Source organism: Agarivorans litoreus (genome assembly GCF_019649015.1).
Classification (GTDB): Bacteria; Pseudomonadota; Gammaproteobacteria; order Enterobacterales; family Celerinatantimonadaceae; genus Agarivorans; species Agarivorans litoreus.
Genome location: NZ_BLPI01000001.1, coordinates 3,792,813 through 3,815,317, shown reverse-complemented (window position 1 = coordinate 3,815,317; position 22,505 = coordinate 3,792,813). Strand labels below are relative to the sequence as shown.

The following is a 22,505-nucleotide window of genomic DNA, read 5'->3' as shown; positions in this document are numbered from 1 at the left end:
GCTACTCCCTTAAAATCCTAAACTAGACAACAAGTCGTCAACATCATCTTGATCGTTAACAACGTCGTCCCTTTGCTCTTTATTTAATATTGGTCCTTCGGCTTCAATAGCAGATTTAGTCACTTTTGTATTCTCTGCCACTTCCGCTTTTTCACTACCGAACAAGGTAAGCATTTCAACCAAGCTTTCTTCCACCTCTTGAACTAAGGTGATCACCTTGCGAATCATTTGACCGGTTAGATCTTGAAAATCTTGAGCCATCAATATTTCGGTTAACATGCTACGTAGTTTATCGGCATTTGCTGAAGAACTATTAAGGAAAATATCGATTTGGTGACATAGCGCCTTAAATTGGCCAATTTCGATTCTTCGTTCCATCAAACTTTGCCAAATAGGCATAATATTGTTGATTTCGTTAGTTAATTGATCAGCAATAGGAAGGCCAGACTCTACAGCATCCATGGTTTTATTGGCGGCTTGATCGGTCATCTCTATCACATAGTTCAACCGTTCTTTAGCGTCTGGGATTTCTTGATTAGCTAACTCATTAATTCGAATATCCAGTTTAAATTCGTTTAAAGAGTCATGAAGCTGACGAGTGAGCTGACCAACCTTATCAAATAGCAGGTTAGCTTTTGGAGCACAGAGCTCACTAACAAGTTGATTCGCCTCGGCGACATTTCCTTCTTCAAGTAGCGAGACCAACGATTTGGCGTCGGCTAATGAAATAATCGGAGTATCTGTGCTCACGCATCTTCCTTTCTTATTGTAGTCTTTCGAAAATCTTATCTAGCTTCTCTTTTAGCGTGGCTGCTGTGAAAGGTTTAACAATATATCCATTTACGCCGGCTTGAGCAGCTTCAATGATCTGTTCACGTTTTGCTTCGGCAGTTACCATCAAAACAGGCAAGTGAGACAAGCTTTCGTCGGCACGAATATTTTTCAGTAGGTCGATGCCTTCCATTCCAGGCATGTTCCAATCTGTTACTACAAATTCGAAATCTCCGCCTTTAAGCATAGGTAATGCGGTATTTCCGTCATCAGCTTCATGCGTATTGTTAAAACCAAGATCTCTAAGTAGGTTTTTAATAATCCTTCTCATCGTTGAAAAATCATCAACAACCAGAATTTTCATATTTTTATCCAAGGTACTTCCCCCAACAGGATGTTTTACAAGCCACTAATTAGGCCAAAAATTTATGTAATAAAGATATTATGCCTTAATAAACACAATTTTAGTCCATCTTTTACAAGAAATGTAAGGATGAATTTCTCTATTGTGTCCAATCTCGCATTCGAGTTTTAACTCGAGCGAGTGCTTGGCTATGAATTTGACTGACTCGGGACTCGCTTACGCTCAATACTTCACCAATTTCTTTCAAGTTAAGTTCTTCATCGTAATACAGCGATAATACCAGCGCTTCTCTCTCGGGAAGCCCTTTAATACACTCTGCAAGAGATTGCTGAAAACGCTGGTTGGCAAAACCTTCAAAGGGTCGGTTTAACTCGCGGCTTTCCTCACTGGAAATGACATCTTCGCTCACGCCGAGATCATCAATGCCTAAAATACGCCCGCAATTTACATCGGATAGCATGGAATGATATTCACCCAAGCTTACCCCTAACTTAGCTGCTACTTCAGCATCCTTCGCATCGCCGTTTTTTTCCCTTTCAACCTCTGCTATCGCGTCGCTTATTGCGCGACTGTTTTTGTGCACTGAGCGTGGCACCCAGTCGCCACGACGAATTTCATCGAGCATAGAACCACGAATACGAATACCAGCATAGGTTTCAAAACTAGCACCTTTAGATCCATCAAAATTACGCGCGGCTTCAATCAAGCCAATCATTCCAGATTGAATCAAGTCATCAACAATTACGCTAGCCGGAAGCCTAGCCATTAGGTGATGGGCTATTCGTTTAACCAAATTTGCATGGCGCTCCACCAAAACATTAGTGTCATTAGCGCTGGCATAAGCGGCAACTTTATTCACTAAGCTGTTCTCTATTTTTGCGTTGTCCAAACTCGAGAAGATTCTCGATGAAAAATTCTAAATGGCCGCCTGCCTGTTCGGGAATCGGCCACGTAGACGCTTTACTTGCCAACGAACGAAATGCCAAAGATGCGGGCGATTTAGGGTAAGCTTCGACCACCACTCGCTGTTTTCTTACGGCTAAACGCACGTTATTGTCATAAGGAATACAGGATACTAATTCGAGTGTAGCATCTAAGAAGCGATCGGTAACTCGGGTAAGCTTAGCAAATAACTCTTGGCCTTCGCGTAGGCTACGAACCATATTGGCGACTATTTTAAACTTGTACACACCATGTTGATTGGAAAGCAGTTTAATCAACGCGTATGCATCGGTGATAGAAGTTGGCTCGTCACACACCACAACTAAAATATCTTGTGACGCTTTAGCAAAACTTAACACCATGTCAGATATGCCTGCCGCCGTATCAACCAGCAACACATCAATAGGTGTTTTCATACTACTAAATGCACGAATAAGTCCTGCGTGCTCGGCTGGGCTTAACTCAACCATTGACTGCGTCCCCGAAGTCGCTGGGGCAATTAAAATGCCATTGGGGCCCTTAACCAATACTTCATCTAAGGTGCACTCACCGGATAAAACGTGAGAGAGGTTTTTAGTTACACGTAAACCAAGCAGCACATCTACATTTGCTAGGCCTAAATCGGCATCCAGTACCATTACACGCTTACCTTGAGCAGCCATGGCTATACCCATGTTAAGGGTCACGTTAGTTTTACCTACGCCCCCTTTGCCGCCCGTTACAGCGATAACTTTTACATTGTTTTTTTGTTGCATCATTCTTAAGCCGCTAGCTTGGTCAAATTCATTGTCTTTAGAATACATCTGAAACCTTTTGTTGTTCGGTTTCACTAAACCAGAAATGTTGCTGGCTTTGCTTATCGATAACCGATAATGCTTGTTCAATTAATTGGGTTGGCGCTGCTACCGCTATATCCTCAGGCACTTGCTGACCATGCGTAACGTAACTTATTGGTAAGGCATGGCGCAAGGTTACATTTAACACTTCGCCTAATGCCAAGCTCTCATCTAATTTGGTAAGTATGGTACCAGCCAAAGGAATTCGCTGAAATTGATTCACAGTTTCTTCAATTACCCGACGCTGTGCATTGGCTGACATCACCAAATAGTTACGAATATTAACGCGACTATTTTTTACAAGCTTATCTAATTGCTCGTGTAAGCGAAGATCTCGTTGACTCATTCCGGCGGTATCAATCAGCACCAATTTTTTATCTTTAAACTGATAAAGCAACTGTGATAACTCTTCTTCATCATTAGCTACACGAACTGCACAGCCCATGATTTTGCCATAAGTGGCGAGTTGCTCATGTGCACCAATACGATAGGTGTCGGTAGTAATCATCGCTACGCTGTCGGCGCCATGGCGCATCGCAAACTGCGCGGCCAACTTGGCAATAGTAGTTGTTTTACCCACGCCGGTTGGGCCAAGCAAAGCAATTGCCCCACCCTTTAATAAAATTTCGTCTTGGCCAACCGGAAGTTGATTAACCAATAATTCTCGTAAATGCTGCCATCCTTCTTGAACTCCAAGCTCTTCAGGAATGTAACCAGCTATTTGGTCGGCCATATCTTCATCAAAACCCACTAGCTGCAACTGCTTAATTAACATCGCGCGAACTGGCTCTTGACGCTCGACCTCCTGCCACATTAACCCAGATACTTGATGCTCAAGCAACTTGCGCATGGCGGCCATTTCTTTTTTAAGTTCGCCAACTTCGTTGCCAGCAGCAGCTGATGCTGAATGAGCGGATTGTCCACCAAGAGACGCATTAGTTGGTTTATTGGATAAGGAGCCTTGCTGAGCCCAACCTTGCTGCTGCGCCAAAGAGCGCGGGGCTTGAACAGTACGAGGACGTTGTTGCTTCTGCTGAGACTGTTGCAAATTTTCTTGCTGACGCTTTTGATGGCGCTGCATAAAGTTGGTTAGATTGTCTTTTAAACTGGCACTTTCGTCAAAATCATGACTGGGATGCTGTTTTGCTGGCGAATTCTTGGCAGACGCAGTATTCATCGACGACAATTTGACACTGTCTTCTGCCAATTCTCTATCGGCTTTAGTGGCTGAGTGTTTAGTATTGGAAGGTTCAACCGCAGCAACAATTTCGATGCCACCGGTTACCTTTTTGTTAGACATGATAACCGCATCGCTGCCAAGTGTTTCCTTCACTTCGGCTAGCGCGGTTCGCATATCTTTTGCAAAAAAGCGTTTCATTTTCACTGTTCACCTTCCTTTTGCTGATTCGCTGAAGCTACTGCCCCACTGAACTCACAATTCGTATTTGTTTATCTTCTGGCACTTCTTGATAAGACAGAACCCTTAATGCAGGCATTGCTGTTTTAACAAATCGAGACATGCTTGAACGCAGTATGCCCGAGGTTAATAAGATAGCGGGTTGACCAGCCATTTCTTGGTTTTGACACGCCTCCGTTAATGATACTTGGAGTTTCTCTGCCAAACCTGGCTCCATACCTGCGCCATCGTTTCCTGCCGCTTGCATAGACTGATGCAATATCTGCTCCAAGTCTGGAGACAAGGTGATTACCGGCAACTCTGCCTCGCTACCAATCAACTCTTGAACGATTAAACGTTTTAAAGAAATACGACAAGCGGCGGTAAGAATATCCGGGTCTTGGCTCTTGGGCCCATATTCAACCAAGGTTTGAACGATGCTGCGAACATCACGAATAGGCACGCCTTCATTCAGTAGGTTTTGCAATACCTTAACTACCGTAGACAGTGTCATAGTGTCTGGCACTAAGCCTTCAACCAATTTAGGCAAGCTGCCGCCTAGCATATCAAGTAGGTTTTGAACTTCTTCGTGGCCAAGTAGGCTGGCCGCATTGTTAGTAAGAAGCTGACTTAAGTGGGTAGCTACAACCGTAGCCGAATCAACCACGGTGTACCCCAATGTTTGCGCATGTTCGCGCTGCTCGGTAGCCACCCAAGCGGCTTCTAAGCCAAAAGCAGGATCGGTAGTTGGTTGGCCTTCAATTTTACCAAATACTTGGCCAGGGTTAATCGCCATTTCTCGGTCGTGGAATACCTCCGACTCACCGTAAGTCACGCCCATTAGGGTTATTCGATACTGGTTAGGGCCTAAATCTAGGTTATCTCGAATATGCACAGCGGGTACCAAAAAGCCTAAATCTTGAGATAGCTTCTTACGCACACCTTTAATACGCGCCAATAATTCGCCGCCTTGAGATTTATCCACCAATGGAATTAAGCGATAGCCTACTTCAAGACCAATCACATCAACCGGTTGAACATCATCCCAACCTAGCTCTTTTGGCTCACTGCTTACACTAGAACTGGAAGAAGCGGGTTGTAATGCCGTGTCAGCGGCTTTTTTAGCATCGCCTTTATGTCGCATCCAGGCAGCACCTAAGCATACCGCAGCACAGCTCAAAAAAGCTAAGTGAGGCATGCCAGGTACAATGCCCATAATGAATAGGATTGAGCCACAAATAATCATTACTCGTGGATCTTTGAACATTTGTAAGCTTACCTGCTCACCCATATCCGCTTCGGTATTTTGGCGAGTCACCACAAGGGCAGCAGCTATCGATAACAGTAAAGACGGGATCTGTGCGACTAATCCATCACCAATGGTCAGTAAGGTGTATACCTCTGCAGCTTGAGAGAAGGTTAAGTCGTGCTGAGCCACACCAATGATGAAACCGCCTAAGATATTAATGAATAGAATCAATATGCCGGCTATGGCATCACCTTTAACAAACTTACTAGCACCATCCATTGAACCATAAAAATCAGCTTCGTTGGTAACGTCAGCACGGCGTTCACGAGCTTGTTCTTGGTCGATAATGCCAGCATTTAGGTCAGCATCAATCGCCATTTGCTTGCCTGGCATGGCATCCAAGGTAAAGCGGGCGCTTACTTCTGCGATACGGCCAGCACCTTTTGTTACTACTACAAAGTTGATAATCATCAAGATCAGGAATACCACCAAACCAACAGCGTAGTTCCCGCCAATAACCACTGAACCAAAAGCTTCAATTACATTACCAGCAGCATTTCCACCGTTATGCCCTTCTAATAAAACGACTCGAGTAGAGGCAACGTTTAGGGCCAAACGTAATAAAGTGGCAATTAACAATACGGTGGGAAATACCGCAAAATCGAGCGGGCGCTTGGTATAAACAGCAACCAATAACACCACTAAGGCAAGAGAGATATTAAAAGCAAAAAGAATATCCAATAGCCAAGCTGGCATTGGTAAAACCACCATGCCTAAAGTGGCCAACACAACCATTGGCGTGCCGAAACCCTTTATGACTGTAACATCAACTTTTTTTAGATCTTGAAGCTTAAAGCTGGTGAGACGATTGATGATTTCCATAAATGACGAAATACTGACTTCCAAACAACTGATGAAACGACAAAAGCAATAACTGAGCCAACCACATAAAACACATTCAGTAAAAGCTGAAACTGAGGTTAATATCGCAAATCATCTGGAATAGGTAGGTCGTCGGCAACCGGTTTAGGGCGCTGCCCCTTGCCTTTACGGTATTGTTCAAGCTGGAACACGAAGGCAAGCACTTGCGCCACCGCAACGTACAAACCTTCAGGAATATCGTGGCCAAGTTTAGTTGTGTGATATAAGGAACGCGTTAAAGCAGGCGCTTGCATCACAGGTACATCATAATGACGCGCGATTTCGCGAATTTTCATGGCTACTTCATCCACCCCTTTAGCCACTACTTTTGGCGCTCCACTGCCATTACTATCGTATTTAAGTGCTACTGAGAAATGCGTTGGGTTGGTAACAACAACGTCCGCCTGTGGTACGTCGGCCATCATGCGGCGAGCTGCCATTTCCATTTGTAAGCGGCGAATGCGCCCTTTTACTTCTGGGCTACCCTCCATATTTTTATGCTCGTCTTTTACTTCTTGCTTAGACATTTTAAGCTGCTTGTTGTGATTCCAAATTTGATAAGGCACATCAATGATCACAATAATAATCAAGCTACAAACTAAAGCTAACAGCATCCATTGCAGCATATCCAAGGCATTAACAAGTGAACCAGGAATAGACTGCATGCTAAGCGTAAGAATTTCAGCAAATTTCCATTGGAGGACAAACCAGACTACCCCGGCAATGACCAACACTTTAGCAACACTTTTGATGAACTCAACAAACGCTTGAATGCCCAACATCCGTTTAAAACCTTGAATGGGTGACATTTTACTGGCTTTTGGCCTTGCAGCCTCCCAACTAAAAGGCATACCTCCTAATAAGGTATTGCCAATAAGCGCGGCTAAAGTAATAAACCCCATGATCCATATCATTGGTTTAAACAATAACCACCCCATAATGCCTAAGTTTTTTAGCATTAGGTTCACGTCAAAAACTTGTTCTCGACTCATCACAAAAGCGGTTTGGAAAACCTTTACCATGGATTCAGCTAGCATACCGCCAAATGCCATGATGGCTAAGGCTGCACTAATAAGTACCGCAGCAGTGCCTAACTCTTTAGAACGAGCTACCTGCCCTTTATTACGGGCGTCTTCGAGTTTTTTCCCCGTGGGGTCTTCGGTTTTTTCTTGATCGTCGTCTGCCATAGTAACTAGGCCCTTGGTTTAACAACCAATCAGCAGCATGTCACATGCCAAGCTGCGGCCAACCTCCCACTGACGTTCAAAATGCGCTAAAAACCCACCAATGGTGAGCCAAAGAATGAATAAACCAAACAACATACTTACCGCAAAACCAATACTAAAAATATTCAGTTGCGGCGCTGCTCGCGTCATAATACCGAAAGAAAAATTTACCAGTAACATTGCAACTACAGAGGATATCGATAGCGCCAAAGCAGCCAAAAATAATTGCGAATACCAGCCTGCCAGCAACTGATAATCCAAACTACTTAAGCCGTTCATGCCCACCGGTAACGTTTCAAAACTCATAGCGATTAAAGTGATTAATTGTAAATGACCATCAATCGCCAAAAATAGCAGCGTTGCCAACAGTAAATAGAACTGACCAACCACCGGCGTACTTTGACCGTTATTCGGGTCGACCATAGACGCAAAACCCAAACTGGTTTGCATCGCAATAATTTGCCCGCCCACCACAAAGGTTTGCATCAATAATTGTGAAATAAATCCAATGGCGGCGCCAATGAGTACCTGCTGCAAGATGACGATAACAGCTTGAAAAGAGAAAACCTCTATTCCAGTTACTTCCGGCAAAATAGGCACTAAAGCAAATGTAATGGCTAAAGCTAGTAGCAATCGCACTCGAGTTGGAACTGATTTACCACCAAAACTGGCTAATACCATCAGCATCGCGGCTACTCGAGTAAGGGCCCATAGATACTGACCAATCCAGGCCATCACTACACTGGCTGGAAACTCCATTAGCTAACAACCTGAGGAATCATATCCACCATGGTAAAAAACAACTCCATTAGTTTCTCAGTAAACCAATGGCCTGCAACGATAAGCGCTCCCAAGGTAACAAGTAGGCGAGGCAAAAAGCTTAAGGTTTGCTCGTTAATTGAGGTAGCAGCTTGGAAAATCGCAACAACTAGACCAACCAACAAACTAGGGACAATAGCAGCTGATACCAATAGCATCACTTGGCCTAAGGCAAGGCGAAATACATCAACAAAGACTTCCGGTTCCATCTATAGGCTCCTACGTCTATACGCCAAAACTATTTGCAAGTGTGCCCATCACCAAGCTCCAACCATCTACCAACACAAACAGCATTAGCTTAAATGGCAAAGATACAATCATTGGTGACAGCATCATCATACCCATTGCCATCAAGATACTGGCTACCACTAGGTCGATAACCAAGAAGGGAATAAACAACATAAAACCAATTTGGAAAGCAGTTTTAAGCTCAGAGGTAATAAAGGCAGGAATAAGTACATTAAAAGGTACCTCTTCCGGCGCCCCCACTTCCACTTTGGCAATTTTAACAAAGGTTTCCAAATCCGTTAGCCGGGTTTGCGCCAACATAAACTCTTTGAGCGGCTGTTTGGCTTTTTCGAAAGCCTGCATCGACGTAAGGTCTTCGCTTAAATAGGGCTGAACAGCCTGAGTATTCACTTCATCGATTACCGGCGACATAATGAAAAAGGTCAAAAACAAAGCGATGCCAATAATCACTTGATTTGATGGGCTTTGTTGCAAACCCATGGCTTGCCTTAAAATAGACATCACCACCACAATGCGGGTAAAGGATGTCATCATAATCACCAGAGCAGGCAAAAATGACAGCGCCGTCATTAACGCCAACACCTGTAAGGTGACTGAATACTCTTGCCCACCGTCTGGGTTGGTGGTCATGGTAATTGCCGGCAAAATACCTTCTTGAGCAACACTGGGTGCCACAATACCAAGTAACAAACTTAGGCCAATAAACAGCTTACTTTTCATTTTTAGCCAACAATCCTTGTAACTGTTTAGTGAATGAGCCACTCACCTTGTTCGTTTTGGCAACAATAGGTTTATCGAGCTTATCCAAAAGATTTATAGATTGGGCAGTAACACCAATTAAGTACTGCTGCTCACCAATTTCAACAACCATCACCCGCTCTCTAGTACCTAAAGCCAAATTAGTCACCACTTTAGACTGGCCGCCAGCAAACTGACTAAGGCGCGTTTTTTTTAGCACCCATGCACAAACAAAAATAGTCACCAGGACTAGGGCCAAAGACATCACCCACGAAAGCAGTTCAACTTGGCTATTGGGAGGAGAAGTAGTTTCTTGTTCAGCTAAAGCTGGCAAACTGAAGCCAGCTGTAATGATGAATGCGAGAACTTTTTGCATTACTTGAGCTTTTTAATGCGTTCGGTTTGGCTAATAACGTCGGTAAGGCGAATACCAAACTTATCATTTACAACTACCACTTCACCATGCGCAATCAACGTTCCGTTTACCAAAACATCCAATGGTTCACCGGCAACCCTATCTAGCTCTACCACTGAACCTTGGTTAAGTTGTAACAGGTTACGGATGCTAATATTGCTGCGGCCTACTTCCATAGAAATAGTTACAGGAATGTCCATAATCGAATCAAGCTTACGTTGCTCTTCTTCGGTTATCGGTTTTGATTCATCGACAAAATCTTCAAGTGGTGCAGGCTCGGCCTCGGCCATTGCTGCTGCCCACTCATCAGCCATATCATCTTGATCACTCATACTTTTTCCTTATTACCTTACTCTTCGCCCGTGGATGAGCGGCGGCTACTTACCACCAATTCCAGATCACTTTTCACTGTATCGGGACGTTTTAACTGAGTATCAATTTTTAGTGCCATTTTTTCATTTTTTCTACCAAGTTTTACTCGGTAGCTTGGTAAATCTTCTACATACAACATAGCTGTTTCAGGCATTTCCACCGGAATAATGTCGCCCGCTTTTAATTCCATCAGCTCACGTAAACTGACTGTTGTTTCTAGCAACTTAGTATGTAGACCAACAGGTACGTCCATAATCTCATCACTCAGTGCAGAGCTCCAACGTTGGTCTGTATCCTGTTTGTCACTTTGTACCCCTGCATCCAACAGTTCCCGAATTGGCTCTAACATTGAATATGGCATAGCAATATGAAAATCGCCGCCGCCACCATCTAATTCAATATGAAACGAGCTAACCACTATCACTTCAGTTGGGCTAACAATATTTGCCATGGCTGGGTTTACTTCTGAATCTAAATAATCAAAACCAACATCCATCACTGGTGCCCAGGCTTCGACATAGTCTTCAAAAATAATTTTTAGCAGCATTTGAATAATGCGACGCTCGGTAGGCGTAAATTCTCGGCCTTCAATTTTTGCATGATAACGGCCATCACCACCAAAAAAGTTCTCTACCAAAATAAACACCAAACGTGCTTCCATGGTAATTAAGGCGGTTCCTTTCAAGGGACGAAAACGGACCATATTTAGGCTGGTAGGTACAAATAAAGTGTGAACATATTCACCAAACTTAATCATTTGCACGCCATTAATCGACACTTCTGCGGTACGACGCATCATGTTAAACAGGCTAATTCGCATATGACGGGCAAAACGCTCGTTAACCAACTCAAGGGTTGGCATTCGTCCCCGAACGATTCGATCCTGAGAAGAGAAGTCAAATTCCACCACACTGCCAGACATTTCCGGCTCTATGATGTCCTCTTCTATATCGTCAACGCCGTGTAACAGCGCATCGATTTCGTCTTGGCTTAATAAATCGCTCACGTTGGTCCTTTATTGCATTACAAAGCCAGTAAATAGAATTTTTTCTACTACTACTTTACCGGTTATTTCTTTTAATGCTTTTTGTGTCTCAATTAGCGAATTCTCGCGCATCTTGTCTTTACCTTCTTGAGTGGACAAATCTTCTACTGTTGCCGAGCTAAATACGCTCAACAAAGTCCCCTCAATCAACGGTATATGCAGTTTTGCAGCTTCTTCATTAACGGTACCGCGAACCAACAATTGTACTTTTATTTGTACTAAACGGTCCCGGTTATCGCCCACAATATTGAATACAAAGGGTCTTGGCATGCCTACGTAAAGAGCGGTATGTGTTACCGTTGACGTGGCTTCTTCTGCCGGCTCGGCTGCTGCGGGAGCTTCCTCTGAGTCACCTCCCATCAACAAAAAGCCCACCACGCCACCAATGACTAACACGGCAACAATAGCGATAATGATAATCAGCTTCTTTTTACTGCCACCTTCACCATCTTCTACTTTTAATTCTGATTCTTCAGCCATCTATGCTTCCATGAAATTATCGCTAAACTGTTTTTATTATTACATAGTTAAGAGGCGCTTCAATAGCACCTCATAGAAATAAACTAGGCATAAAAATCAATGCCATTACTGTTTGCTTGATTCGCCAACAATGTGCTCATGTCTTGCTCAGTTGCGTCATCAATCTGCTCGGCATTAAGCGATTGTCCGCCAGCCATTGTTTGCCCGCCACCTTGCTGAGAAGCACTGCCTTGGTTTTGTTGACTAACCTGATTTTGCCCCAGCTCAATGCCTTGTTGCTGCAACATCTCACGCAAACGTGGCATGGTTTGCTCTAAAGCTTCACGCGCTTGTGGCGTTTGTACTTGAATTTGCACCGATACCTGTTGATCTTGGGTCATTTGCAAGCGTATTTGCATGCTTCCTAACTCAGCAGGATCTAAGCGTATCTCAGCCTTTTGCATGCCCTGGCTTAACATGTATTGTACCCGTTGGTTTAACTCAGCTGGCGCTTGATATTGCGCAGGGTTCAAACGTTCATTGAACTGCATAGCTTTATCATTAACTTGGTTAGCTTGCTGAGCTTGTTTTAGTGCAGCCTCATTACTTCCCTGCTCTGCCCGAGCCACCACGTCGGCGCCCGAAGCGGCTCTAAAAATACTGTGGTGTTCTTGTGGGCGAGTAGCTTCAGCTTGGTTCGGTAATCCCTGTTGTTGGGTCTGCGGTGACTGCTGTTCCTTATGCTCGGAACCATTTTCACTGCTCGATTGCTTGCTACTTGCAGCAGCAATACTGGCACTAGCAAATTTGTCGCTTTGCTGGGGTACATCTGCCGCACTTACTTTGCTGTTAACATTGGTATTGGTGCCCTGCTGAACAACAACGCCAGCTTTAGGCTCGTTGCTTAGTTTATTAGTTTGCTGGGCAATCACGGCTTCGCCACTTGATTTAGCATTAAGCTCTTTCGCCTTCGCTTCCTCTTGGTCTACATGAGGTTTAACCGCTGAATAATTTGCTTGAGCTTCACCTTGTTGTTTTAGGCGATTTTGCTCTGCCAAAGATAATGGCTTTTCTGAAGCGTTGTCTTGAACGACGTTTAGGGATTTATCTCCGAACGCTTTGTCTTGTATAGCATTTAGGGATTTATCCACGGGAGCTTTTTCTATTTTGCTAGAAGCGACGACCTCCGACTCTTTAGCCTTAGCCACTTTCTGCTCATCACTTTGACTAACAGTAGCAACAACTTTATCTAATGGCGCTTTTTCATTAGCGCTTGAAGCCATACGCTCACCATCTTTAGCACTTGAGGTTTTGTTATGCTCACCCACTAGGGCTGGTGCATTTTCTTTGGTAATTCGCTCATTGCTTGCGTCAAGCTTTTGGTCTTTGTCAGCAACTTTTTTAGGGTCCACGGGTTCACCGGCGAGCTGTTGTTTATTGCTGCTTTGCTCTTGGCTAGCGCTGGTTTTATCAATTGTTTCTAACTTAGTAGCGTTCTGAGCTTCTACTACCGCTTCTTTTACGGCAGCTGTTTGAGCGTTTTGTAAACCAGCAGTTGCTGCGACATCTACTTTAACGGGTTTAGCTGCAGCATCTTTTCCACCGTTCACTTGGCTACTGTCTTTAGCATCACTCGAAAGTGCTTTAGTTGCTTCTGCTTGAGTAGGCGGCAACTCTCTGCCGCTTTGTGCTGCTTGATTAACTAGCGGTTGTTTATCGCCAGCTAGTTTTTCATCGCCAACAGCTGTTTTCTCTTGTTTTAAGGCAGAGTCACTATCAACAAACGACTGTTTTTGTTGATTTTCACCAAGAGTTTCAAGGTCAACGGAGTTGCCCTTACTAGACTCTTCACTGCTAGTCGTGTCTTTACTATCAGGGGTTTCACTACCATTTGCCAATTCTTTTTCAGCGGTTTTTTTAGTTTCAACTTGGTTTTTCTCAATGCCATCGGCCGCTTGCTTGGCATTATCCAACTGTCTTAATAAATCACTAGGGCTTTGAGCTTTACCAGCTTCAGTATTGTCACCAGCGTTACTTTTCGAGCCGGAAAGCTGTTTTTCAATCGCTTGCTTTACTGGGCTATCAGCCTTGGGAAGATTCTCTAACTCTTTGACTAGTTTAGCAAAATCTTCACTTTTCGCAGAGGGACTAAGCGCTGCACTTCCTAGTGAAGAAAACTGTTTGGCATTGGCTGTGTCGGTTAACAGTAATTCCATATATTTGCTTACCCTTGCGATAAAAATATTTGTCCCGCACCCCACATCTAGAAGGTGCGCTAGCATTATCTAAAAATCAAAGCATTAAACGTGCCGATTAGCTCACTTGACCTCGAAGATGAGCATATAGCGCATATTCATCTAATAGTTTTTGCTCTTCACGTGCCTGTTTATGCAGTTTTTGCTTAACTTGTTTATCTATTAGTAATTCCATAGCCTTGCGTTTAGCTTGTAAATCAAGCCATTGCTTACGTTTAAGCAATACGTTTTTCTTTACTTGCTCGATACTTTTCCCTTGCTGGACACTGGCTTGCTCAAGTTTTTGAATAAACAATTGATACTGGTGAAAACTGTCCGCATAAAAACCGTCAACTCCCTTGGCTAATGCTTGCTCAAGATAGGAACGTCGGTAGTCTTCGAGATGCGCAAGTTGTGCTTCAAACTCGCTAAGTTGTTGCTGCGCTTCAGCCATTTCCCGCGCGGCGTTTTGCTCTTGATCTTGCAAACGCTCAACCATTAAATATAAAGCTCGCCTTGCCATGCGCCTCTCCTACTAAGCCAATTGCATGCTGCTTATAAAGGACCTTGGGCGTTAATGTTAGCCATTTGCATGGTTCGCTCCATCCGCGTCAGACTTTCGTCATAAGCAACTACTTCTTTCATCTCTTGCTGCAAGAACTGATCCATGTGTGGCTTCATAGCAATAGCCAAATCGATGCGCTTATCAGCGCCACGCTGATAAGCGCCAATAGCAATAAGATCTTGGTTTTGCTGATAAGAAGCATTGAGAGATTTTAGCTGCCGAGCAAGCTGTTGGTGCCCTTCGCTAGTTACTGCTGGCATTACCCGACTGATTGATTTTTCTATGTCCACTGCGGGGTAATGGCCAGAGTCGGCTAGCTCGCGCGACAATACAATGTGGCCATCAAGAATAGCTCGGGCGGCATCGGCAATCGGATCCTGCAAATCATCGCCTTCGGTAAGCACGGTGAAAAAAGCAGTGATAGAACCTTGCCCTTCTCCACCATTACCGGCGCGTTCCACCAATCTAGGCAGCTTGGCAAATACTGATGGTGGATAGCCTTTGGTAGCTGGCGGCTCACCGATAGCTAAGGCTATTTCACGCTGGGCTTGGGCATAGCGGGTTAAAGAATCCATTAGCAGCAGCACATTTAAGCCCTGATCGCGGAAGTATTCTGCAATGGTTAACGTTGTATCACAGCCCTTTAAGCGCATAAGCGGTGAAGCATCGGCAGGTGCTGCCACTACCACCGCCCGTTGACGCCCTTCTTCGCCAAGAATATCGTCAATAAACTCTTTTACTTCTCGGCCACGTTCACCAATCAAGCCAACTACCACCACGTCGGCTGTTGTTCCACGTGTCATCATGCCCATCAGCACGCTCTTACCCACACCAGAACCAGCAAATAAGCCCATGCGCTGGCCCTGTCCTACAGTAAGTACCGAATTAATTGAACGAACTCCAACATCGAGTGGCTGTTTAATCGGCTTTCTAGCCATGGGGTTTAAACGCGCGGAACTAAGACTAGTGGTTTGCTTACAGTTAATGTCACCCAAACCATCCAGCGGCTTACCTACCCCGTCAATCACGCGGCCAAGTAACTCCATACCCACAGGGATACCGTGGTGTTCATGCATGGGGATAACGCGAGCCCCCGGCAACACGCCAGTGAGTTGTTCACTGGGCATTAAGAAGAGTTTATCTCCAGAAAATCCGACTACTTCGGCTTCTAAAAAACCATCAAGCGTTTCTACTGAACAGAGAGAGCCAACGGGTGCCCGACAGCCAACCGCTTCTAAGGTAAGGCCTACTACGCGAGTTAACTTTCCCGCCACTGTCGGTGCGTTGCGAACATGCGCGGTGTTATAGCGTTTAAGTCGTTGGCTCAAAGTCATCGTCTTGACCATTTTGGCGAATAAAAGATTGTAAACTTTTTTTTATCACTTCACTCATATTTACTGATACTGAAGAAAGGTCATTTTCTATTAAGCAGTCACCTTGATTTAAGCTGCCATCCGCTAACAGTTGCCAGTTTTTCTTTTCTTGTGTTTCGGGCGGGAATACAGCTTGAATCACCGCCATGTCTTCTGGGTGTAGATGAATGCGAATATGTTGTTTTTGCAAGGGCAGCGCTGCTACAGCTTGCTTAACGGTTTTGGCAATAATGCTAGGATTAGTCACTAACTCCACTTGCACAATTTCAGCAGCAAGTTTAGTGGCTAGCTCTACCACTTGTTGCTCAACCTCTTCATCTATCTGTTTACTGGGCTGATGAAGCTGATCGATAAGCCCTTGCCAACGGCTGCTTAACTGATCAATTTGCTGCTGCCCCTCGCTTAAACCTTGGGCCAACCCCTCTTGGTGCCCCTCCGCTCGACCTTGCTCTAGCCCCTCTTCATGACCACTTACCAAACCTTCTTGATGGCCTTCTGCTCTCCCTTCAGCTTTGCCCTCTTCGTAGGCAGACTGTCGCAGTGCTTCGAGCTCTTCAATAGTCATCGGCTCAAATTGAATTTCAGGCTCTTCGTCAACGGGTTCTTCGTTGAACCACGCTGGCTTCATATTAAATACGTTGCTAGTAGGCTCTTCTTCAACATGGTGGGATTCGGTGAAGTCAGGGAGAGGCCACGCTATATCGTCTGCTAGCTCAGAGTGTACCTGTTCATTACTTGGTAATTCATTGACTGGCTGGTCAGCCGCTATATTTTGCTGTTCTGCTGCATCGGCTAGCATCGCGTCAATCGCCGCTTGTTCGTCGCTTACATCGCTACTTTGCTCTTCTGCTGCAGGCGCTTCAACGACTGATGAAGCATCATTTTGCTCTAGAAGCGCTGCTATTTCGTCTTCATCCATCATCTCGCTGGACGTTTCGACTGGAGCGCTTTGCTCTAGCTCTTCGCTGCCTTGTTCTGGCGTTTTATCTTGGTCGCTCATGTTTATAAGAACTCATCCCCACCGCCACCGCCAATCATAATTTCACCGGCTTCAGAGAGGCGTCGAGCAATCGACAGAATTTCTTTCTGGGCAGTTTCAACTTCACTAACTTTAATTGGCCCCATAGCTTCAAGATCATCTTTAAGCATTTCTGCGGCACGTTTAGACATGTTATTGAAGATCTTGTCTTTCAGTGAATCGTCGGCTCCTTTAAGCGCTTTTTGTAGCAACTCACCAGGTACGTCACGCAGCAAGGTTTGAATACCGCGATCGTCGATGTCGACCAAATTTTCGAATACAAACATAAGATCTTGAATTTGTTGCGCCATCTCTTCGTCGCTTTCGCGAATAGAGTCCATCAACATGCCTTCCATGTTGGTATCTAAGAAGTTCATGATGTTTGCCGCTGCTTTCAGGCCGCCCATCTTGGCAGCTTGTGCGCCAGCTTGGCCAGCAAACTGTTTCTCCATAATTTCGTTCAACTCAGTTAGTGCTGCTGGCTGAACTTCTTCAAGATTGGCAATACGCATCATCAAGTCTAAGCGCACTTTATCTTGGAATTGCGACATAATCTCAGCTGATTGCTCTGCTTCTAAGTAAGACAATACAATGGTTTGGATTTGCGGGTGTTCGTTTTGAATAATATTGGCCACCTGACGCGCATCCATCCATTTCAACGAATCTAGGCCTTTAGCGCCACTACCCATAATAATTTGATCAACAAGGCTAGATGCTCGGTCTTCACCTAACGCCGCTGTTAACGCTTTACGAACAAAGTCCTGACTACCAATACCAATATTGGTGTATTTTTGAATGTCATCAATGAACAAGCGATGAACCGCAACCACTCGCTCATGCGAAAAGTCCTCTAAAGACGCCATGGCCATACCTAAACGCTGAACCTGTTTAGGTTCAAGATGGCGGAAAATAGTAGCGGCATCGTCTTCATTAAGGCTCAGCATCAAAATGGCTGCGCGCTCAATACCACTCATATCACCGAGAACTTCCTCTGGATTCACTTCATCTTCATTTGGCATCGTTAATTACCCAATCTTTTATCACCATCGCTGCTAGGTCAGGTTCATTTGCTACTAACGCACGTACCGCTTTCAGCATATCTTCATCTTTGTGTAAGTCTGGCAGTTTAAGCTGACCATCGCGAATACCAAAGTCCACTTCGGTATTATCTGCAGAGATAAGCTGTAAATCATCGTCATTTTCGTAGGCTGCTAAGGCTGCATCTAAGTCCGTTTCGGCCTGTTCGTCCTCTTCACCACTAGACAGAATACGATTCAGCATTGGACGAACCACAGCAACAATCAATACAATTAATACCAGTACGCTGCCTGCAATGCGCATTGCTCGCCAAAACCACGCTTGTTCCCACACTGGCAAGTCTGCTTCGGTAAAGACCTCAGGGCGAGAGAACGGCACACTCACCACTTCTAAGGTATCACCACGGCTTAGGTTAAAGCCTACACCGCCCTGTAGTAAGCGACGAATGCTAGCAATCTGCTCAGCAGAACGTGGCTCGCGGGTAGTTTCACCAGAGTCAGAAACTTGACTATTGTAATCAAGGGCCACTGATACGCTTAAACGTCTTAGGGTTCCCACTTGTGAGCGAGTATGGCTAATGGTGGTATCTAGCTCATAGTTACGGGTAGATTCTTTATGGCTGCTACCCGATTGAACTTGGTTATTTGCTCCACCAGCCTGCTCTGGAATATCAGCAGGTAAGGGAGGTTGATTAGTCAGCGCACCCGGAATACCAATGGCGCCAGCACCAACGTTGTTATCTTCAATAGTGTACTCACTACGCACTGCTGGTAGGTCTGGATTGAAGCGTTTTTGAGTTTGCTCAACCGCGGTAAAATCAAGTGTCACATCAACTTCTGCGGTGTAGTTACCCACACCCACAATTGGGATCATGATGGCGTCAATTTTATCTTTGTATTCTTCTTCACGCTTACGTTCCATCTCAAATTCTTTGCGGGTGCGTGAAGATAGTGGGTCTTGACTGCCTGAGTTAAGCAAGCGGCCATTTTGATCGGTCACCGTAACGCGCGTAGGCACTAAGCCTTGAACCGCAGAAGCCACAATATCTACAATAGAATCAATTTCTTCCTGCTTAAGCCCGTTACCACCACGTAGGTTTACCACTACCGTAGCAGACGGCTTTTGCTCTCGGCGAGCAAATACGTTGCTTTTGGGAATAGCGAGTAGCACTTGCGCTTTATTCACCGATTTCATTTGTTCGATGGCGGTGGCTAACTGGCGCTCGCGGCTAAGTTTTAATCGCTCGCCTTCTAAGCGCTGACTAACACCAAAGCCCATATCATTAAGCAAAATTTGTTCACCGGCAGGAGCGGCTTCTGTTAGCCCAGAGCGGCGCAATTTAAGTTTAATGCTTTGATATTGTTCGGCATTCACTAATACAGTGTTGCCTTCAATAGTGTAAGGAATTTTTTGAGCGTCTAAAAAATCAAGTGTTTCGACGAGCTCGCTAGTGTTCATATTGCCCAGCGGGCGCATCTCAGGCTCTTTCGCCCACATCAATAGGAATACGGCCATGGCCAAACAAATTGCTAAGGCCAAAATCATAATGATCTGACGTAGCACATCGCCATTACTTAAAAACGATAAGGCTGAGCTTTGTTGCTCGGTAGCCTCTAGGCTCTCACCATCGCTATCTGAACCTAATAGTGCCGGTTCTTGACTCATTGCGTTACTTCCTTCGCTAGCCACAATATTCTCCTAGCCGTATTAAACTGGCATGGACATAATTTCTTTATAAGCATCAACTAGCTTATTTCTTACTTGAACCGTTGCATCAAAGGCGATGCTAGATTTTTGCGCGGCAATCATTACATCACCAATACCCACGCTACGGTCGCCCAAATCAAAGCGAGTTCGCAAGTCATTGGCATTAGATTGCAAGCCATTCACATTATTTATTGCGTCTTTTAGCAGGTTGCCAAAATCGCTGTTTACCGAAGAGGTCGTTAACTGGCTGCTTGGCATAGCAATGTCGTTGGCGATGCCGCCTGTTTTCATTTCACCAGCCATTGATTGCAGTTCGCTAAATAGGTTTGCCGAATCTACTCTCATGATTTCCCTCTACCGCCAGATAAATGGCATTACTCTTAAGATATACAGGGAAAAGCAAAAGCCGCGCCAAGATTAATTCACAACTAATCGAAGGTTCTCTTTTGTAGGTGTTTTAGGCAGATAGTTCTTCACAAAGTCTGCTTCTGGCTGCGGCCTCGCAAAGAAATAGCCTTGTGCTTGCTCACAACCTAATACCGAAGCTAGGTTAGCCTGTAACTGAGTTTCGATACCTTCGATCAAAACTTGATACTTCATACTGCGAGCAATCATCACCATCGCTTTAACAATATGTTGGTCAGAAAGATTATCTTCTAAGCCGTTTACAAAGGCTCGATCAATTTTTAGCACCGTTACCGGTAAGTGCTTCAAATACGCCATTGATGAGTAACCGGTACCAAAGTCATCAATGGCAATACCAAAGCCTGCATCTCGCATCCGCTGAATACTCGCTTTTGCTTCTGTGGGTTGTTCCATCATTGCCGATTCGGTGATCTCAATGCAAATACGCTGTGGATTAACCTGCCACTGCTTGGCATAGTTGATCGCAATTTTCTCTGCATGACCCAGTGATACAGTGGCAGCAGAAAAGTTCACCGATAACTTAAAGCCTTCGGGTAGTTGGCTAGAGAAACGCGCCATAAACCGCATGGCATTTTGAAATACCCACTTGTCTAACTGCAATACCAAGCCTGTTTCTTCGGCAACCGGTACAAACTCATCTGGCGAGATAGCTCCGTCGGCAGTAAACCAGCGCAATAAAACCTCAGCACCAATAACTTTATTGGTTTTTAAGCAGTATTGCGGCTGAAAGAACAAATCCAACTCGTTATTACCTATTGCGCGACGCAACTTAGATTCTAAGGTGAGCTTGACTAAGCCAGCTTGGCTCAAATCAGGTCGATAGCGGCAAATGCTAACCCCCGTTTTAACTGCGTGATTTAGCGCGGTAAAGGTATTAGCCAATAGCGTATCGCTATGTAAGGCTTCACGCCTTGGGTGGTAACTACAGTAGCCCACATGACACCGAGTTAATAGTTGCAACTGCTCTAAACGCAACCAACCACGACAGCTTTGCACAATTTGCTTCGCAATTTCGATAACGTCTTTATCTTTATTTACGTTGGGTACAACCACAACAAAATAATGGTGATACCAATAGGCTAATTGTGCTTCGGGGTAATGCTTACGGAGGCTTTTTTGTACCCGTTTAGCGTAGGCTTCTTTAGTGACTTCACCTAAACGCTGACCAAAGTTTTCGAATACTTCGTTTTGTCTTGGAAAATCAAACATCAATACCGATAACGGCGTAGCATCATCTAACCAGTTAGTCAGTAAGCGGGTGATGTGTCGGCGATTAGGTAAGCTGGTAACTTCATCATGGTTTTTCCAATAATCTAATTGCTCACGCAATTGCGTTGTTTTGTTATTGGCTTTTTTAAGATGCCGACGAACCAATACAATGAGCAAAGCCCCGCAAGCGAAGAAAAGCGATAAGCCTAAAAACCACCAATAAGAAAGCTGTCCCAGGTGTTCATTACGGGCAGAGTAAGCCTGCCAACGCCGATAGGTTTGCTCATTATAATTGGTTTCAAATGACAAAATTCCGCGATTCATTAAATCAACCAGGGGCTGCCAATCTTCCCGAATGGCGAACCGATGCATCATGCCGTGCTCAAGTTGAAAAGCTTGCTGTAAACGCCATTGCGGATAAGCGCGTAAATTGGCGGCAACTTCATCACTACCCGCAAGTAACGCCACACTTTGCTGTTGTACAACCGATTGCATAGCATCAATCAAAGTAGCATACACAATGATTTTTACGTCTGGGTATTGACTGAGCAAGACTTCATGCGCACTACTTCCGGCCACAGTAGCTACATGTTGTCCAGTCAACTGTTGCATGCTTGAAATGCGCGCCTGCTCTAAAGGATGAAATAGCGCCAGTGGCTGAACCCACGTGGTTAGGGAGTAATGAACAAAAGGGTTTAAGCGTCTATGTGAACTAGCACTACTGAGCATGTCTACATGGCCATGCTGTAAGGCTAGAATTGCATCAGAAATAGTAGGGTAAGCTGTATATTTAAGCTTTAAACGGGTTTGAAATGCCAGTTGATTTAGCGCTTCAACTGCATAACCTTGCGGGGTGCCAGCCTGATCGACAGTCTCCAGAGGCAAGCGGTCTGCCACAACAGCAACCCTGATTTCTGGATTATCTTCGAGCCATTGATATTCACTCGCATTGACAATATAGGCGTTTACGCCCAACGACCAACAACAACCTACCACTAGCAACGTTAAGAATTTAACGAGGCACAACCGCAAACTACTTAGCTCCTAAAACCGCGTTGGCTTGGCATTCTTTGCGCCAAACTCTTAGTCGCAACAGCATACCAAAAACCTCATAAAAATAGTTGACCTGAGTG

22 protein-coding genes are annotated in these 22,505 nt (G+C 44.8%); all 22 read right to left on the bottom strand.

Translation table 11 applies throughout. The annotated features are described in order from the left end of the window. Positions 1 to 9: 9 nt before the first annotated feature. The gene (locus tag K5L93_RS17545; RefSeq protein WP_220720982.1) at positions 10 to 750 is read right to left on the bottom strand and encodes a protein phosphatase CheZ; all 741 of its coding nucleotides are present in this window, start codon (positions 748 to 750) and stop codon (positions 10 to 12) included. 13 nt (positions 751 to 763) lie between these two features. Continuing rightward, a complete protein-coding gene (gene cheY / locus K5L93_RS17540) occupies positions 764 to 1,147 on the bottom strand; it encodes a chemotaxis response regulator CheY (protein WP_084681816.1) in 384 nt (127 codons plus the stop codon). Between the two features lie 127 nt (positions 1,148 to 1,274). Further along, on the bottom strand, positions 1,275 to 1,994 hold the full coding sequence (locus tag K5L93_RS17535) for an RNA polymerase sigma factor FliA (protein WP_220720981.1): 720 nt from the start codon (positions 1,992 to 1,994) through the stop codon (positions 1,275 to 1,277). Further along, positions 1,987 to 2,880 carry a MinD/ParA family ATP-binding protein gene (locus K5L93_RS17530; RefSeq protein ID WP_281422576.1) on the bottom strand — a complete coding sequence of 298 codons (894 nt, stop codon included), beginning with the start codon at positions 2,878 to 2,880 and terminating at the stop codon, positions 1,987 to 1,989. The genes K5L93_RS17535 and K5L93_RS17530 overlap by 8 nt, the downstream gene beginning before the upstream one ends. Further along, positions 2,870 to 4,297, bottom strand: a complete 1,428-nt coding sequence (gene flhF / locus K5L93_RS17525; RefSeq protein ID WP_220720980.1) for a flagellar biosynthesis GTPase FlhF — start codon at positions 4,295 to 4,297, stop codon at positions 2,870 to 2,872. Before flhF ends, K5L93_RS17530 begins: the two co-directional genes overlap by 11 nt. 31 nt (positions 4,298 to 4,328) lie before the next feature. Then, positions 4,329 to 6,440 carry a flagellar biosynthesis protein FlhA gene (flhA, locus tag K5L93_RS17520; RefSeq protein ID WP_220720979.1) on the bottom strand — a complete coding sequence of 704 codons (2,112 nt, stop codon included), beginning with the start codon at positions 6,438 to 6,440 and terminating at the stop codon, positions 4,329 to 4,331. Positions 6,441 to 6,538: 98 nt separating this feature from the next. Beyond that, entirely contained in the window at positions 6,539 to 7,666 is a 1,128-nt protein-coding gene (flhB, locus tag K5L93_RS17515) for a flagellar biosynthesis protein FlhB (protein WP_220720978.1), read from the bottom strand. 18 nt (positions 7,667 to 7,684) lie between these two features. Continuing rightward, entirely contained in the window at positions 7,685 to 8,464 is a 780-nt protein-coding gene (fliR, locus tag K5L93_RS17510; RefSeq protein WP_016401703.1) for a flagellar biosynthetic protein FliR, read from the bottom strand. Then, positions 8,464 to 8,733 carry a flagellar biosynthetic protein FliQ gene (locus K5L93_RS17505; protein ID WP_220720977.1) on the bottom strand — a complete coding sequence of 90 codons (270 nt, stop codon included), beginning with the start codon at positions 8,731 to 8,733 and terminating at the stop codon, positions 8,464 to 8,466. The genes fliR and K5L93_RS17505 overlap by 1 nt, the downstream gene beginning before the upstream one ends. A gap of 16 nt (positions 8,734 to 8,749) precedes the next feature. Further along, on the bottom strand, positions 8,750 to 9,493 hold the full coding sequence (fliP, locus tag K5L93_RS17500; protein WP_220720976.1) for a flagellar type III secretion system pore protein FliP: 744 nt from the start codon (positions 9,491 to 9,493) through the stop codon (positions 8,750 to 8,752). After that, complete coding sequence (fliO, locus tag K5L93_RS17495; protein ID WP_220720975.1) at positions 9,483 to 9,887, bottom strand: flagellar biosynthetic protein FliO; 405 nt, start codon at positions 9,885 to 9,887, stop codon at positions 9,483 to 9,485. Before fliO ends, fliP begins: the two co-directional genes overlap by 11 nt. Next, positions 9,887 to 10,258, bottom strand: a complete 372-nt coding sequence (fliN, locus tag K5L93_RS17490; RefSeq protein ID WP_016401707.1) for a flagellar motor switch protein FliN — start codon at positions 10,256 to 10,258, stop codon at positions 9,887 to 9,889. Before fliN ends, fliO begins: the two co-directional genes overlap by 1 nt. 17 nt (positions 10,259 to 10,275) lie before the next feature. Next, complete coding sequence (gene fliM / locus K5L93_RS17485) at positions 10,276 to 11,304, bottom strand: flagellar motor switch protein FliM (RefSeq protein ID WP_220720974.1); 1,029 nt, start codon at positions 11,302 to 11,304, stop codon at positions 10,276 to 10,278. Positions 11,305 to 11,313: 9 nt separating this feature from the next. Further along, positions 11,314 to 11,823, bottom strand: a complete 510-nt coding sequence (gene fliL, locus K5L93_RS17480) for a flagellar basal body-associated protein FliL (RefSeq protein WP_220720973.1) — start codon at positions 11,821 to 11,823, stop codon at positions 11,314 to 11,316. Positions 11,824 to 11,906: 83 nt separating this feature from the next. Continuing rightward, positions 11,907 to 14,018, bottom strand: coding sequence for a flagellar hook-length control protein FliK (locus tag K5L93_RS17475; protein ID WP_220720972.1), 2,112 nt, complete (start codon positions 14,016 to 14,018; stop codon positions 11,907 to 11,909). Positions 14,019 to 14,115: 97 nt separating this feature from the next. Next, positions 14,116 to 14,559: a flagellar export protein FliJ gene (gene fliJ, locus K5L93_RS17470; protein ID WP_220720971.1), complete on the bottom strand. Its 444-nt coding sequence runs from the start codon at positions 14,557 to 14,559 to the stop codon at positions 14,116 to 14,118. Between the two features lie 32 nt (positions 14,560 to 14,591). Further along, entirely contained in the window at positions 14,592 to 15,935 is a 1,344-nt protein-coding gene (fliI, locus tag K5L93_RS17465; RefSeq protein ID WP_220720970.1) for a flagellar protein export ATPase FliI, read from the bottom strand. Then, positions 15,913 to 16,974 (bottom strand): flagellar assembly protein FliH, encoded by a 1,062-nt coding sequence (gene fliH, locus K5L93_RS17460; RefSeq protein WP_220720969.1) that lies wholly within the window; start codon positions 16,972 to 16,974, stop codon positions 15,913 to 15,915. Before fliH ends, fliI begins: the two co-directional genes overlap by 23 nt. A 2-nt stretch (positions 16,975 to 16,976) precedes the next feature. After that, positions 16,977 to 18,011, bottom strand: coding sequence for a flagellar motor switch protein FliG (gene fliG, locus K5L93_RS17455; protein WP_220720968.1), 1,035 nt, complete (start codon positions 18,009 to 18,011; stop codon positions 16,977 to 16,979). After that, the gene (gene fliF / locus K5L93_RS17450; protein WP_220720967.1) at positions 18,001 to 19,695 is read right to left on the bottom strand and encodes a flagellar basal-body MS-ring/collar protein FliF; all 1,695 of its coding nucleotides are present in this window, start codon (positions 19,693 to 19,695) and stop codon (positions 18,001 to 18,003) included. The genes fliG and fliF overlap by 11 nt, the downstream gene beginning before the upstream one ends. A gap of 42 nt (positions 19,696 to 19,737) precedes the next feature. Beyond that, positions 19,738 to 20,082, bottom strand: a complete 345-nt coding sequence (gene fliE, locus K5L93_RS17445) for a flagellar hook-basal body complex protein FliE (RefSeq protein WP_220720966.1) — start codon at positions 20,080 to 20,082, stop codon at positions 19,738 to 19,740. A gap of 72 nt (positions 20,083 to 20,154) precedes the next feature. Further along, positions 20,155 to 22,404, bottom strand: a complete 2,250-nt coding sequence (locus tag K5L93_RS17440) for an EAL domain-containing protein (protein WP_220720965.1) — start codon at positions 22,402 to 22,404, stop codon at positions 20,155 to 20,157. Positions 22,405 to 22,505 lie beyond the last annotated feature (101 nt).

What these genes read in the sequence shown, in the direction of transcription:
- K5L93_RS17530 (WP_281422576.1), bottom strand. Translation starts at nt 2,880, where the DNA reads ATGTATTCTAAAGACAATGAATTTGACCAAGCTAGCGGCTTAAGAATG.
- fliO (WP_220720975.1), bottom strand. Translation starts at nt 9,887, where the DNA reads ATGCAAAAAGTTCTCGCATTCATCATTACAGCTGGCTTCAGTTTGCCA.
- fliH (WP_220720969.1), bottom strand. Translation starts at nt 16,974, where the DNA reads ATGAGCGACCAAGATAAAACGCCAGAACAAGGCAGCGAAGAGCTAGAG.
- fliJ (WP_220720971.1), bottom strand. Translation starts at nt 14,559, where the DNA reads ATGGCAAGGCGAGCTTTATATTTAATGGTTGAGCGTTTGCAAGATCAA.
- K5L93_RS17475 (WP_220720972.1), bottom strand. Translation starts at nt 14,018, where the DNA reads ATGGAATTACTGTTAACCGACACAGCCAATGCCAAACAGTTTTCTTCA.
- flhA (WP_220720979.1), bottom strand. Translation starts at nt 6,440, where the DNA reads ATGGAAATCATCAATCGTCTCACCAGCTTTAAGCTTCAAGATCTAAAA.
- fliG (WP_220720968.1), bottom strand. Translation starts at nt 18,011, where the DNA reads ATGCCAAATGAAGATGAAGTGAATCCAGAGGAAGTTCTCGGTGATATG.
- K5L93_RS17505 (WP_220720977.1), bottom strand. Translation starts at nt 8,733, where the DNA reads ATGGAACCGGAAGTCTTTGTTGATGTATTTCGCCTTGCCTTAGGCCAA.
- fliL (WP_220720973.1), bottom strand. Translation starts at nt 11,823, where the DNA reads ATGGCTGAAGAATCAGAATTAAAAGTAGAAGATGGTGAAGGTGGCAGT.
- fliP (WP_220720976.1), bottom strand. Translation starts at nt 9,493, where the DNA reads ATGAAAAGTAAGCTGTTTATTGGCCTAAGTTTGTTACTTGGTATTGTG.
- fliI (WP_220720970.1), bottom strand. Translation starts at nt 15,935, where the DNA reads ATGACTTTGAGCCAACGACTTAAACGCTATAACACCGCGCATGTTCGC.
- fliF (WP_220720967.1), bottom strand. Translation starts at nt 19,695, where the DNA reads ATGAGTCAAGAACCGGCACTATTAGGTTCAGATAGCGATGGTGAGAGC.
- fliE (WP_220720966.1), bottom strand. Translation starts at nt 20,082, where the DNA reads ATGAGAGTAGATTCGGCAAACCTATTTAGCGAACTGCAATCAATGGCT.
- fliN (WP_016401707.1), bottom strand. Translation starts at nt 10,258, where the DNA reads ATGAGTGATCAAGATGATATGGCTGATGAGTGGGCAGCAGCAATGGCC.
- fliR (WP_016401703.1), bottom strand. Translation starts at nt 8,464, where the DNA reads ATGGAGTTTCCAGCCAGTGTAGTGATGGCCTGGATTGGTCAGTATCTA.
- flhB (WP_220720978.1), bottom strand. Translation starts at nt 7,666, where the DNA reads ATGGCAGACGACGATCAAGAAAAAACCGAAGACCCCACGGGGAAAAAA.